The sequence below is a fragment of the Tahibacter amnicola genome, assembly GCF_025398735.1.
Taxonomy (GTDB): Bacteria; Pseudomonadota; Gammaproteobacteria; order Xanthomonadales; family Rhodanobacteraceae; genus Tahibacter; species Tahibacter amnicola.
In genome coordinates this window covers 2,630,821-2,643,924 of sequence record NZ_CP104694.1, presented here as the reverse complement: position 1 = coordinate 2,643,924, position 13,104 = coordinate 2,630,821, and the positions used below count along the sequence as shown (strand labels likewise).

Annotated in this window: 11 protein-coding genes; 2 read left to right on the top strand and 9 right to left on the bottom strand. The window is 63.4% G+C overall.

All coding sequences use genetic code 11. The annotated features are described in order from the left end of the window. Window positions 1-325: 325 nt before the first annotated feature. On the top strand, window positions 326-1,774 hold the full coding sequence (locus N4264_RS11195; RefSeq protein ID WP_261697118.1) for a delta-60 repeat-containing protein: 1,449 nt from the start codon (window positions 326-328) through the stop codon (window positions 1,772-1,774). 69 nt (window positions 1,775-1,843) lie between these two features. On the opposite strand, the gene N4264_RS11190 is transcribed toward N4264_RS11195, so the two are convergent. The 7 genes from N4264_RS11190 to N4264_RS11160 form a co-directional block, all read right to left on the bottom strand. Beyond that, window positions 1,844-3,385 carry a phosphatidylinositol-specific phospholipase C domain-containing protein gene (locus tag N4264_RS11190; protein WP_261697117.1) on the bottom strand — a complete coding sequence of 514 codons (1,542 nt, stop codon included), beginning with the start codon at window positions 3,383-3,385 and terminating at the stop codon, window positions 1,844-1,846. A gap of 280 nt (window positions 3,386-3,665) precedes the next feature. Further along, window positions 3,666-6,173: a right-handed parallel beta-helix repeat-containing protein gene (locus tag N4264_RS11185; RefSeq protein ID WP_261697116.1), complete on the bottom strand. Its 2,508-nt coding sequence runs from the start codon at window positions 6,171-6,173 to the stop codon at window positions 3,666-3,668. A 190-nt stretch (window positions 6,174-6,363) separates the two neighbouring features. Then, entirely contained in the window at window positions 6,364-7,008 is a 645-nt protein-coding gene (locus N4264_RS11180) for a hypothetical protein (RefSeq protein WP_261697115.1), read from the bottom strand. Between the two features lie 130 nt (window positions 7,009-7,138). Continuing rightward, window positions 7,139-7,720, bottom strand: coding sequence for a C39 family peptidase (locus N4264_RS11175; protein ID WP_261697114.1), 582 nt, complete (start codon window positions 7,718-7,720; stop codon window positions 7,139-7,141). A gap of 21 nt (window positions 7,721-7,741) precedes the next feature. Continuing rightward, window positions 7,742-8,389 carry a hypothetical protein gene (locus N4264_RS11170; protein WP_261697113.1) on the bottom strand — a complete coding sequence of 216 codons (648 nt, stop codon included), beginning with the start codon at window positions 8,387-8,389 and terminating at the stop codon, window positions 7,742-7,744. Window positions 8,390-8,779: 390 nt separating this feature from the next. Next, window positions 8,780-9,874 (bottom strand): hypothetical protein, encoded by a 1,095-nt coding sequence (locus tag N4264_RS11165; protein WP_261697112.1) that lies wholly within the window; start codon window positions 9,872-9,874, stop codon window positions 8,780-8,782. A gap of 557 nt (window positions 9,875-10,431) precedes the next feature. Further along, complete coding sequence (locus N4264_RS11160) at window positions 10,432-11,118, bottom strand: HxlR-like winged helix-turn-helix transcriptional regulator (RefSeq protein WP_261697111.1); 687 nt, start codon at window positions 11,116-11,118, stop codon at window positions 10,432-10,434. A gap of 101 nt (window positions 11,119-11,219) precedes the next feature. Between N4264_RS11160 and N4264_RS11155 the strand changes: the two genes are divergently transcribed. Further along, on the top strand, window positions 11,220-11,636 hold the full coding sequence (locus N4264_RS11155) for a VOC family protein (protein ID WP_261697110.1): 417 nt from the start codon (window positions 11,220-11,222) through the stop codon (window positions 11,634-11,636). A 47-nt stretch (window positions 11,637-11,683) separates the two neighbouring features. On the opposite strand, the gene N4264_RS11150 is transcribed toward N4264_RS11155, so the two are convergent. Together N4264_RS11150 and N4264_RS11145 are read right to left on the bottom strand one after the other, a co-directional pair. Continuing rightward, window positions 11,684-12,397 carry a DUF4386 family protein gene (locus N4264_RS11150; protein WP_261697109.1) on the bottom strand — a complete coding sequence of 238 codons (714 nt, stop codon included), beginning with the start codon at window positions 12,395-12,397 and terminating at the stop codon, window positions 11,684-11,686. 167 nt (window positions 12,398-12,564) lie between these two features. Next, window positions 12,565-13,095 carry a DUF4124 domain-containing protein gene (locus N4264_RS11145; protein ID WP_261697108.1) on the bottom strand — a complete coding sequence of 177 codons (531 nt, stop codon included), beginning with the start codon at window positions 13,093-13,095 and terminating at the stop codon, window positions 12,565-12,567. Window positions 13,096-13,104: the final 9 nt, after the last annotated feature.

The window sequence follows — 13,104 nt, the reverse complement described above, 5'->3', positions numbered from 1 at the left end:
TGCCAGATGGGTACGTCGCGACCCATCGCAAGCGCGGCGCGGTGCAGCAACACGCTGCCCGTCTGTGCCACCTGAGCGAATACGTCGGCCGGCACGGCTTTCCGCAACCAGCCGTCTTCACTGCGTGACGCAGTCGCGGAAAAGGCGAAAACGTGTGTGCCAGGGCCACCGGTGCCCGTCACGTCCTGTTGGCATCTGCACGCCCCCGGCGCGACACTTGTCGGTTCCGCCGTGAACTTCCGCTTTCCGCGCCGGAATACGTATTCGACATGCGGACCGGATGCCGACGGCGTCCATGAGACCACAGCTTTCGAGGAATCGGGTAATGGTGCGATCGCTCTGCTTTACGGTGCTGGCGCTGGCCGCGTCGACGGCCCTGGGCCGCGAGGGAGACCGCGATGAGCGGTTCAGCGAAGACGGGCAGCAGACGCTCCGTTTCGACACCGGCACGACCAAGCGCGACGAAGCAACGGCCGTGCTGGTGGACCGGAATGGCCGCTATCTCGTGGTCGGCATGGTCGAGAGCGGATATGTCGGGCTTGCCGCCTTCAAACCCGACGGTTCGATTGATGCGGACTTCGGCATCAACGGAAAGATCGCCTACGGCGCGCCCCTGGTCGCGGTGACCGCGGCGACCATGGATGTTCTGGGCCGCACGATCGTCGTCGGCTTTGGCCTGGACCCCGCCGGCAACTTCGACTTCGATCCGGTCGTGTGCCGCTACACCGCCGCCGGACAGCGCGACACCACGGTTTCGTCCTCGGGCTGCCGGACGATCTCGGTCGACAAGATGCCCAACGGCAGCGATACCCTCTCAGCGGTGACGACCGATGGCGCGGGCCAGATCTACGTGGCCGGCCAGGCCCAGATTTCAGCAGAAGACGCCGATTTTCTCGTCATGAAGCTGGCCAGCACCGATGCATCCCCCTTGTCCACCTTCGCCGGCAACGGCATGGTCGTCGTCGCATTTGACGCCAACACCAGTCATGCCGGCGGCGATATCGACGGCGCACAGGCTATCGTGCTGCAGGGCAATCACCTCACGGTCGGCGGTTATGCCGACAATGAGCTGGGCAACGATTTCGCCCTGATGCGCATCAGCGCACTGAACGGCGCCGAAGACACCACCTTCTGCCCCACCACCGCAGCCTGCCCCGGCACCGACCGCACGCAGGGACTGCGAACGATCGGCTTTAATTTCGGTGGCACCAACGACGACCGTATCCGTGCACTGGCTGTTGCCCCGGACGGGAACATCGTCGTCGCCGGCGAAACCGAGCGGTTGGTCGAGGGGGCGGTTTCCACCAACTACCTTGTCACCCGGATTGGCCCGACCGGCGCTTTCGCACTGCCGTTTGGAAGCTCTGTCGCCCAGTACGACCGGATCTATCGCTATCTCAACGTGACCGGGCTGGCTGTTCGCACGGACGGCAAGATCGTGCTTGCCGGGCACACATCCACCGAGCAGACCAATGTGTCGCCGAACCGGATTCTCTGGGTGGCACAGATGAGCGCCACAGGCGCCCCCGACAACCAATTCGCCACGGACCTCGGCGGCGGCCCCAGCAACCTTCAGATTGCCGTCTTTCCCACGGCACCTTCCTCGACGGTCCTGGACCATCACGCAGGCCAGCTGACGCTCGATCACGGACGCATCGTGCTGGCGGCGTCCGCACTGTGGCGACGCGACATGCCCAATAGCGTTGACGATTTCGACTTTGCAGTACTGCGCCTGAAGGGCGACTCGCTCTTCAACAACGGGTTCCAGCCGTAGCAACGCGCGCCGTCTGTGGCGCGCGTCGGCGGACTGCAGCGGCATCGTCCCTGACGCCAGTGCTTCGTCCTACTCGTAGCTGACGACGATGCTCGACGTCTCGTCGTTGAAGCTGCCCAGGCCACTGGCATCCGAGGTCAGGGTCTTGGTGTCGCCCTTGAAATTCGAGTGCTCGTACAGCTTGACCTTGTAGCCATCCCCCACCCGGATGGAGCTGATCACGTCGTTGCCCAGGTTCAGGTCGGAGAGGTTGTAGCTGCCGACCGGCAGGATCTGCATGCGGCCGGTGTAACTGCCGTGTTCGTACACCGCTGCGCCTTTTGGCATCACCGTGATGCTGGAGGCGCGGTTGTCAAAGCCATAGCTCGACAATGCGGCGGTATCCGACGAAATGACCGTGTAGCTGCCGGACAAGTCGCTGTTGTCATACAACGTGACGGTGAGGTTGTCGGCCAGCGACACCGAGCTGAGCATGTTGTCACCCACCGCCAGCGACGCCAGCGTGTGGCTGCCCAGCTCCACGGACTTGCGGGTGCCGCTGTAGTTGGTGTTCTGGAACAGCGTCACCGCATCGTTGTTGAGCGCAACGATACGATCGATCAGGCCGTGACCGGGGAAATCTGCCATCAGGATGCCCGAGAATGCGATGTTCTTGTCTTCCAGATAGTCGTAGGCAAGGACGTTGGTCCCTTCGAACGCGATGGAGCAGACGCCGAGGAAGCAGTCGATCCGCGGGAAGTCCGGGTACTTGTCTTTCCAGCCGGGCGTCGTCAGGCCGGTCAGCAGGCGCGGCGCGCTGGTGCCGGGGCTGGAGTGCCCGCTGGCCACAAAATAGGGAAACGACCCGCCGGAACCGGAAAGGTAATTCATGTAGAAACTGCGACTGCCTTCCGAGCTCGTATTGGCGGCCTGGATCTGCTCCTTGACGTCGACCCACTTGCCGTAGAGATCCCAGTTCGTGTCGAGCTGGTAGTTGTCCTGGATGTTGATCGATCCGTAGGAGATGCCAAACGGCGCATTTTCGAAATTCGCCAGCACCACGATCTTGCCGCGCACGTCGCCGAGCGTCACGCCCGTGCTGGTGCCGCGCCAGAAGTAGTTGGTGTAGCGCGAATCGTCGACATAGGTATCGAACACATCTTCAAAACTCATCGTGCTCGACTCATTGCCTTCCGGCTTGATCCGCATCAGAACGGTTTCGCTGGGGTGATCAGCCAGAAAGTCAGTCACGGTGAGCAACACGTCATCGAAGTTGAAGTGCGTTGTGACGAAGCCGTGATAGATATGGAACCGGTTGTTGATGCGACGGCACCGGATGTCCAGCACGCGCACGCCGGCAGCCAGCTGCTGTGCAAGCGACTTCGCCTGGGTCTGGGCGCTGTCGTAGTTGTCCAGGTCGTAGGTCATCGTATCGTGCGTACCCGGCAACGACATGTCGCGCAGCAGGCGCTTGTCGGCAACGTTGGCCATCCATTCGGAGTTTGAACGGCTGTTGCCCGAATCGTGCGAGTACGCCGAGTGGTCGTGCGCGAAAGCGCCCGTGCAGGGCAGCAGTGCCGCCAGGGCCATCGCCAGGGTGTTGATCCGGTTGTTCGAGATGCGTCGTTCCATTGCTGCTCCCTCCACGTGAATGCTGGGTGGGCGATGATCGGTGAACTCGCCCCGCTCGCCGTGCATGTTCCGGCTCGGAAGAGAGACTGATGCGTAAAAGTGAAGAGAATATGGAGTGGATAAAAAAACTCGTACAAACACGCTGAATATATTTTTCCTTTAACGCGTATGTTTTTTCCGATTTTTACGCTTACCACACCGCGTCGCACTGCGACAAAACCACAGCACCAAAAAAAGCCCCGCGACGATTGCTCGTCGCGGGGCCTTTTCACCCGGATGCCTACTGAAACCCGTTCCGGAACAGCACGTCGTCGGCAGCATATTCGAACGCGCCGATATCGCAATCGTCCGCACCGTCGCCCACACCGTCCACATCAATCGGACGATGCATGCCACGGGCGTCCTGTATCACTCCGGACGCCTGGCAGGCGCCCGCATCGATAGCCGCCGTACTCGTCGGCAGCAGCGCCAACGTGGGAAGACACTGGCCGTCGGGCAACCGTGTCTCGCAACCGTTATCCGCGAGCGTCGCCAGCGGAATGCTCACACCGAGCTGGTCCGTTGGCTGGTTCACCGCACAGCCAGCAGCGGCGCCTTCGATCCGGTTATATCCCAGCGACAGCACCACACCGTTGGCACCCAGCCCCGCACAGTCACTGGCGGCGGGCGCATTCGACCCCACTGTCGCAGTGTTGCCGCGAAGGATGGAATGACCGAGGCCGACATCGCCGTCAGTCGAGATGCCCGCGCCGTGCAGGGTTCCCGTGGACATTCCGGGCATGGTCGTGACCTGATTGTCGATCGCCGTGACGTGCTGCAACAGCGCCTGGAAGCCGTTCTCAATGTACAGGCCACCACCGCGGGCACTGCCGCTGGCGATACCGCTCCGCGCAACCGCGCGGTTGCCGCTCAGCGTGATGTTCCGCAGCACCGGACCGGGCTGCCCGAGCGGAGCGATCCCGCGCCGGTCGTCACCTGCCAGGATCACCAACCCGCCACCCGTGGCATTGCCGCTGCCCTGCGCGGAGCCGCCCTGGGCCAGGTTGCCTGCGGCGGTGATCCGCTCGCCCACGGACACCAGCCCCACGAAGCCCCCGCCGACGGCGTTCCCGGCGCGACCGGTTGCGTTGCCGCCAATCACCTGGTTGTTCTCCAGCAACAGATCGGTGACCTGGGTCGGCGTGTACTCCACATGGATCGTACCCGCCGCGTCGCCGCCGTTGGAAAATCCGAGGCCGCCCTGCGTGACGTTGTCGCGCGCAATGACGCGCTGCAGCTGCAGCCGCGTCCCCTGCCAGCGGAAGGCACCGCCCGTCGCGAAACCACCGGTGGGTCCACCGGCGACGCCGCGCGACAACTCCACATTGCCCCCCGTCGCACGATTGCCGATGAACAGCGTATCGACGATGACGCTGCCCGGGCCGCTTTCGGCAAACAGCCCCGCACCGTCCGCGCGGCCGCCGCTATCCGACGCCGTGCCTCCCAGTACGCTGTTGCCTTCAAAACGGGATCCGGAAATCGTGCTGTCGCCCTCCCCCGAAATCCAGACGGCGCCACCCTGGGCGCTGCTGGTCGCGCTGCCTCCGCTGGCCGCGCTGGACGCCGACCGGGCCTGGTTATTGCGAAAGGTCACGCCCTCGAGCGTGAGGCTCGCGTCGGAAACCAGCAGGGCGCCACCGCCGACGTCACCCGTGCCCGCCGGTGCAACGCAGCCATTCTCGATCGTCAGCCCCTGCAGGGTCAGCGCTGCGGTGGACGTCAACAGTCGGAAAGCGTCGGGATCCGCATCATCGCAACCCAGGGCCGGGTCGCGGCGCAGGCGAGTGTGCTGTCCGGCACGGATAACCAGCGAGCGTGTGATGTCAGGCAAACCCGCACGGGCGCCCTGCAGCAACTGCGTGTGACCGTCGTGGGCGGCGGCGACGGCAGCGGTATCTGCGGCCTGCACGGTGACCTCCGCATCCAGGACCAGGGTGTCCTTGACGCGACTGCCCGACGGGCAGTTGCCCACGGCCGTACCGGTGTTGGCGGCGAGAATCGCGTCGTGCAACGTGCAGCTGCCGTCGATGTGGATCGTCTGGGGATTGAGCGGTTCGTCGAAGAACTCCAGCTCGCCCAGGTGATGCTCGGTTCCGTCCGTATTGCCGTCGCCAGTGGTCGAGAACACGCGGTATCGGATGTAGCGGTAGGCGGGCGGCGTGACATAGTCGCTGCCGGCGCGGAACAGCAACACCTGGTTGGGCGCGCTGAACGGCGACACCCCGTCCTGCGAATAGGAGTAGATATCCGTGTACACCTGACCGTCCACCGAGCCCTGGATCTTCCAGATATCGGGATCACGGCCAGGCTGGATGTCATTGCCGGTCGTGATCGTAAATGCCCGCAGCACGATGGGCGCGGCGAAGATGGCCTGGACGTACAGGCTGCCGGATTCGTTCTCTGCGGTCGCGGGATCGTCTATGCCCTGCGATGGCGAATCGCAACACCACTTGTGATCGAACGCGCCGACGGCGTTATCGAACACGTTGAACGCGCGCTCGCCCCCGTTGCTGCCGTTGCTGAATGCAGCTTCGTTGTTGGCCGCGAAGGTGGCGTCGAAGCCACATTCCAGCGGGCTATTGCCGGCGATGACGCATGACTCGTCGCCGTCGCCATTGCGGTCCGTCGCATCTGCGCCGACCAGCGAGGCCGTTCCGAGCCCCTGTACTTCATAGGCCGAAACCCACCCGGTGAACAACAAGCCCACCACCCATCCCATCGACGCCAGGCGCCGCCACTGTCGCTGCATGTGTACCTGTCCTTTGAAATTGCCGGCTATCCGGACTGTGCGTCAGTCCGTCGCGCCCCTACAGAAGCGTCAACAACGGCGCACACCTATCGCGCCCAGGTCGGCATGCCGGCCATGATCGCGGAGCGCGGCACCATAGCAACGGACTGTGCAGCAAATGTGCAGTGCAGGCGGGATATCGAGTGGCCGCCTATTTCACGGCGCCCGCCTGCCGCACGAGGTAGTGCGCCTGATGCGGCAGTGCGGTGCGGGCGATGTCGTGCGGAGTCGTGTTCTTGGCTGACAGGCCGGGCATGAAATTCAGGCCGGCAGTGGCGTAGCAGTGCTGGACGAATGCCGAGCAATACAGGGAACCTTCGCGCGCCAGCAGGTTTTCCCGCTCGCGCAAGGTCGGACGCGCCAGCGAAAGCATGGTGCCGACGATTTCGCGCAACGAATAGCGGGTGGAGTTGGCCAGCAGGTCCAGGGCGGCCGTCAGTACACGCCTCGCCCCGGCGTCATCCAGGCCGAAATCCAGGACCGCCAGGTTAGGCCACTCGGCTTCGTCGAAGTACTTCGACAGTCGATTTTCCTGTGCACCCAGGCGGATCTGCTTGTGACGAAGATCCAGATCCGATTCGAGCACCCACCAGTGGCCGTCGCTGCGCGCCTCGCCGATCAGAAAGGCATGCGACCAGGCACTGCCGGCGGGATCCGCCGTAATCAGTCGCTGGGCCTTCCGGATCGTCCGGTCCACCAGTGCATTGCCGCCGGCCAGGCCGATACGCGCGGGCCCCGCATGCCTCTGCAGGAACGATGAATTGGCAGTTTCAACGTCGGCGTGCACGTAGGACATGGGCGTCGTATCCGGCAATGGCTTCGCATTTTGCCAGTATTGGCCGCCCAGCGGCGCTTGGACGCGCAGCCTGCCGCCGGACCCGGTGCCTGAGGGCGTGCCGCGAACACCGGATCCGGCCAGACCGCCCTCAGTTCATCCGCAAGGTATGCGTCCACGCGTGATCACTGGCGCGCACCGCCCATTGGTAATTCACCCAGGTGTAGCCCTCGCCCGGCCAGGGGTTCATGTAGGCCACTCGTTGCGTTCCGGAGGTGTCGTTGTACCCGTACCCCACGATGAAGTGCCCGCCACCGCCCGTCCAACCATAGCGCATGACGAAGGGACGATTGGCGTTGACTTCGGTCACGACGGTGCTCCAGCGCAGGTAATTCTGTATTCCGTAGCTGCGCACACCCCAGTGATTGAGAATGCCCTGAATACTTCCGCCGCCGCCGTAGATCCCATTGGGCGAGTTGGCGTAGTTGTTCCAGTTGAACGTGCTGTTGCCGCAGGCATGGCTGATGCCGAACGCCCAGTTCACCACACTGCACTGACTGGGCGACTGGTTGTAGCGATTGAGGACCGAAACGGCCACACCCGCCCAGCACCAGTTGCTGTGTTCCTGCGTGACCAGATTGACCGGGATGTAGCGATGGCCGTCGCCGGCGGCCGCATCGGCAGCCGCGGCCACGAGCGCGACTGCAAGCAGGTTGCGAATCACGGGTTTCATGAGAGATCTCCTGTCGCCGGATTACTGGGAAAGGTTGCGCGCAATCACATCGCGCAACGGCACGGCAAATGCCGACTCGTCCAAGGCACCCGCCTTGTCCAGGCCCAGCATGCGGCGCGCGCCGCCCAAGGGGACGTAGCTGACGCGGCGATCAACGCCGCGCAGCTCGATGAAATCCGACGACGCCTGCGGTACCCGAACGAAGCGCACCGCATCGGCCTTCGTGCTGCGCGCGATCTGCGCGACCTCTTCGGACAGCGCAGCGCCGCCGATTGAGACAATCGACCAGCGCCCATCCTGCATAGCCAGGGTGAGGAGGCCGACAGGGCTATCGTCGACACTGACCACATACCGCCACTGGCCGGTCGGGCGCGCCGCATCGGCGAGACTGCGACCCGCCAGCAACAACTGCGGATCCGCCTGCCACTCTTCGTAACCGAAGCCGACCGTGGCGCGGCGAAGATCCTGCACGTCGCTTACTGCAAAGGGAAATCCGACAGGAAGACTGCCCTCCAGCGGAGCGAGCGAAAGCCCCAGCTCGTTCAATGCGGCCTGCGCGATGTCGGCGGCTGGTCGCATCGTGGCGTCCTCTGCCGAGGCAAACGCCGTGTCGGACATGCCGACAACCGCGAGCACGGCGGCCGCGAGAATACGTCGGATGGAATGCATGATGGACTCTCCTCTTGCCATTGATGGGAATGACAAAACGAAGAGAAAGCGGCCCCTGAGATCCGATCGATCCGGCTTCCCCAGGTACGCAACGTGGGATTACTGCGTCACGCCCCACTCATCAGTACCCGAAAGCAGCCCGAAGCCCGCCATGTGATTTCGAATATTCTGTTTTAAAGTGCATTACTGCCTTATGCAATTTGACGCATATATTGCATAAACCCGCATACAAGAACGCTTTCCACATCGCGTTGCGTTTCCGGCATGAATCACGCGCATGCGGGAACGTGAGGCACCTTCCGCCTATGCCGCACAGTTCATTAAAGAAAACCGCCGGCGAATACCGGCGGTTTCCGACTGCGCCATCCTGGCAGCAGATCCAACGAACAGTTACTGCGACAGGCTCACGCTGATCGCCTCGTCCGAACCACCGGCCGGAACAGTGACCGCCGTAATCTGCTGCAGGTTCGTGACGTTCCCGATCATCTTGGCAATGCGCGGGCCACGACCGTGCTGGCCGAGAACGACCGACGCTTCAGCGGTGTTCGCGTCAACGACGAGCGCGTCGGCGATACCGTCCTGGTTGAAGTCCGCCACAAGCCGGGAAACGCCGGACGCCTTCACATCCATACCAACCTTGCTCAGGTCAGGACCGCCCTGCGCCTTGCCCGCCGAAGTGATGGACGTGTTCCACACGTGGACCCACTGCACGGCCGACTGCGTGCCACCCGGCCCCCAACAGGTGATCACCTCGAACGAGGAGAACGAGAAGTAGCGGAAGATCGAACCCGAAGGGCCATAGGGCGAGCAACCCGTGGTGTTGTATGAGTTCCAGAAGATCGTTGCCCAACCCGGCTGCTGGAGGCTGAAGGGCGACGACCAGGTGTGGATGACCGGCGGCGGCGGCGACACCGTGACAGATGCCGTCTTGGACGTCGAACCGGACGCATTCGTACAGGTCACCGTGACGGACTGGTTGCTCGTGGGGTTGAGCGTGGACGAGCCGGCAGTCGTGGTGACATTCACCGGACCCGTGCTGGTACAACTGCTGGCGTACTGGGAGCTCCAGGTGAACGTCGTGGACTGGCCGGTGAACACGGAGGCCGGCGAGAACGCGGCGTTGACGACCGGCAGCGAATCACCGGGCGCCACAGTCAGGGTGGCGCGACCAATGCCCGTCTGGCCGTCAATGATGCCCTCGCAAACCACGCGGGCAGAGAGGCTGGTGGTCGGCGTCAGGACGAACGAACCTGCATCATCACCCCAATCCAGGCCGGGCACGCCGGTAATTTCGCAGCCCGCTGCGTCACCACCGCTGACGAACCAGGAAAAGGTGGTCTGCTGGCCGGCCACAATCGAGCTGGGAGTGAAGCGGGCGGTCACGCGCAGCAGTGGCGCGCGTTCCGACGCCGTTTCCGCAACGGCCACGCCGGCCGTCAGAATCGCGCCCAGGGAAACAACGCTTGCAAGAATTGCCCTTTTCATATTATCGGATTCCATAAGTTGATTGAGATTTCACTCGCCCACGCACGCGGACGCTCGATGCCGGCGCCAGCGGAAAAGGCGGCGCGACGTAAAGAGCGAGGGGATGGATTTGGCGCACCAGAATGTGGCGGCCGACAGCGGATATAAGGCGGCGATTCACGCATGTCAATCGCAACATTGCTACTTCTCGACGAAGCGCATTGGCAACTGCATCGCAAACGAAAAATAAACACTTGCCGTTTTAGTGTCCTTTTAGGGATTTTGCAGCGAAAATGGCGGCGATCGCGCTGCGATCTGGCTCGCTGGCGTGCCCATGATCCGTTGCCCGGACCGAACACACGCCCTCGTAGTGGACGGACGCCATTCGCACCACACGAAGACAGAAATACCGTCCGGCGTCACTGCCGTGCGCGGCTCGCCTGAATACTGGCTCGACGGTTTTTGGCGGACGTGTTTGCGCGGACAATCACGATCGGCCTATTTTCAAACTGACCGCATACGCGCTGGATATTGCCTGGCGATAATCCGGCGACCAACCGTTCAAGCGTCGGCAGCCGTCAGTGTCCGTCTGCCGGGACATAAGTGGCCGGCGCCGGTGCCGGCAACGGGAACAAGGTGATGAACCGCTTGAACAGAGCCTGGTCACCCGAGAGGGTGAGCTCACCGGCGCGCAGCGCGTCCTTGATCGGGTAGCCACCGTAGATCAGGGCCAGGAGCAGCGCCGGGCTGGTCGCGACGACGACGTCGGGGGCATCGGCACTGCCGCGAACCAGCTCCAGCCGGCCGGCGCCGATACGTCCCCGAAAGCGCTCTTCGCCAAAACGGAATTCCAGTACCCCCTTCACTCCCGCCGACGAAACCGGATCGAACATGGTTCGCAGGGACAGCATGGTCGAATCCACGCTCAGTGGATCCCCCTTCGGCAGGTTGGGCGATTTTGCGCCCCAGCGCCCCAGCGCCATGATGACGCCTTCCAGCTGTGCGCCCCACTCGGTCAGTTCGTAGACCCAGACCGAAGCCGGCGGCGGCAGCTTGCGTCGTTGCAGGATCGAGGCGCGCTCGAGTTCCTCCAGTCGCTGCGTCAGCACATTGGGGCTGATTCCCGGCAGGCCTGCGCGCAGATCCGTGAACCGCTTCGGGCCGAGTATCAGCTCACGCGCCACAAGCAAGGCCCAGCGCTCCCCGATCAAGTCCAAGGCGTGCGCCGCGGCGCATCCGTCTTCATAGCTGCGTTTGCCGACCATGCCACGATTCTACCGCATCGTTGCGATTCGGATGAGTTTAGTTGCTTTTTAGGAGTATCGAGTGCTACTTTGCAATCCCCATCGCAAGCAACGAGGTCGCCATGCTCACGCTGAACCCGTATCTGACGTTTGACGACAACTGCGCCGAAGCCATGCGGTTCTACCAGGAAGTGCTCAAGGGGGATCTGCAGCTGATGACTCACGCCGACGCACCTCCGGGCAATGAAATGCCCGGCGCGGATCCGACCAAGGTGATGCATTCCTGCCTCACATTCCCTGGCGGCGTCATCATGGCGGCCGACGCCTTCGCCGGCTGCAACACCGGGCCGGCCAAGGGCTTCGCCCTCACCCTCACCTTTGATTCGGTCGACGAGGCCAGCGCGACCTTTGACGCCCTGGGCAAGGACGGCCGGATCGACATGCCCCTGGCGGAAACGTTCTGGGCAACCCGTTTCGGCGTGCTGACCGACCGTTTTGGCGTCCAATGGATGGTCAACGCCGGCATGAAAATGCCCTGAGGCGAATGAGCCGAAGGCATGCCACATGCCTTCGGCTTTCGAGCCCCCTAGGCGACCGCCGGGCGCGGTTCGTCGTAGTGCGGCGGCTGGCCGTCTCGCGATGTGGCGAATCCCCTCACCAGCAACCAGCCGGCCGTGCCTACGAAGGCCAGCGCCGGGAGCACCAGCAAGGGATAGATGACACGCAGCCCGAACAACGGGAAGCTGACCGTGAACATCTGCACCAGAATGCTCGCGACGCCGAATCCCGCCAACGCCCGCGGCACGAGGCGTTCCCGGTAGAGCAGCAGGAAGAACGCCAGCACACCGGCGCCACCGGCCAGCACATGCGGGAAATGCACGCCGTTGCGCAGGCCCGCCAGCACCTTCTTGAGCAGCTGGTACTCCGGGCCCGCCGCTGTACCGGCCGCCAGGTACTGCTCGCTCAGCGTGCGGAAGGCTATGAAGGTTGCGCATTCGACGACCGTGATTGCCAAGGTCGCGGCCGTGATCGCGTAGTAGAGGCCAGTCAGTCGTGGATGGGCCTTGCCAAAGTGCGCCGACATGGTCGACGCCACCGCAATCGACAGCAGACTGCCGAGCAATCCGAGCACGGCGATCAGTCCGATCTGTATCGGATGGGCGGCCGCATTGACCAGCAGCCCTTCGCCTCCGAACAGGTCGGTCTGCAACTTGAAGTTCGACGTGATGCCGATAACGAAATTGCCGACAATCGCCGCACCGATCCAGCGCCCCGCGTTCTCAAGACTGTTTGTTTTCACCGCCATCCCCTTTCCGATGTGTGCCAGACGGGAAACAATCTGGCGCTGTCGTACTCAGGCGGGAAGCGGGCCGCGACGAATGACGGCGGGCAGGGATCGGGTGACGAATGGAGCGGACGGATCACGCCGGCCGTCCGGCTCGGCGCGCCGGTACGCGCAACCGTGTCTCAGCGCGATGCGGACAGGCAGGATCCGCGGCGCAGATGGTGCGAACCGGACGAGGCCGAGGTGAGGATCAACTCCGTACCCTTGCCCCGCGTCACCACCCAGGCGGTATTACCCAGCGCGCTGTCGCCGCTGATGACCAGATCATTGCCATTGCGGTCATAGGGGGCGGTAATCATCTCGGTGGTCGGCGTGCTGTGCATGACCGTCGTCGCCGTAAAGACCCAGGTACCGGTCCTGGAGGAATCGACCTCGCCGTCGGGCGTGGCAGACATCCCATAGGCACACCAGCGGCCGGAGATGTCGATCTGGTCCGGTGACACCGCCGGCGCCACGTTGATGACGGACGGATTGGCCACTTCTTCGCGCTGGCGCGTCGTCAGGATGCCGTCGACCTCAATCTCGTAACCCTGCGCGCCGGGACATGGCTTGTCCTGGAATGCCAGGGTACCGTCGGGTCGTTTGCACTGGTAGGCCGCTGCATGGGCAAGAGACGATGCAAAAAGCAGGGAAACAAGAGCGAGTGGCTTCATCGGCAAGTC

Coding starts and splice junctions, on each gene's coding strand:
- N4264_RS11145 (WP_261697108.1), bottom strand. CDS start 13,095: ATGAAGCCACTCGCTCTTGTTTCCCTGCTTTTTGCATCGTCTCTTGCC.
- N4264_RS11175 (WP_261697114.1), bottom strand. CDS start 7,720: ATGAAACCCGTGATTCGCAACCTGCTTGCAGTCGCGCTCGTGGCCGCG.
- N4264_RS11155 (WP_261697110.1), top strand. CDS start 11,220: ATGCTCACGCTGAACCCGTATCTGACGTTTGACGACAACTGCGCCGAA.
- N4264_RS11180 (WP_261697115.1), bottom strand. CDS start 7,008: ATGTCCTACGTGCACGCCGACGTTGAAACTGCCAATTCATCGTTCCTG.
- N4264_RS11195 (WP_261697118.1), top strand. CDS start 326: ATGGTGCGATCGCTCTGCTTTACGGTGCTGGCGCTGGCCGCGTCGACG.
- N4264_RS11170 (WP_261697113.1), bottom strand. CDS start 8,389: ATGCATTCCATCCGACGTATTCTCGCGGCCGCCGTGCTCGCGGTTGTC.
- N4264_RS11190 (WP_261697117.1), bottom strand. CDS start 3,385: ATGGAACGACGCATCTCGAACAACCGGATCAACACCCTGGCGATGGCC.
- N4264_RS11165 (WP_261697112.1), bottom strand. CDS start 9,874: ATGAAAAGGGCAATTCTTGCAAGCGTTGTTTCCCTGGGCGCGATTCTG.
- N4264_RS11160 (WP_261697111.1), bottom strand. CDS start 11,118: ATGGTCGGCAAACGCAGCTATGAAGACGGATGCGCCGCGGCGCACGCC.
- N4264_RS11185 (WP_261697116.1), bottom strand. CDS start 6,173: ATGCAGCGACAGTGGCGGCGCCTGGCGTCGATGGGATGGGTGGTGGGC.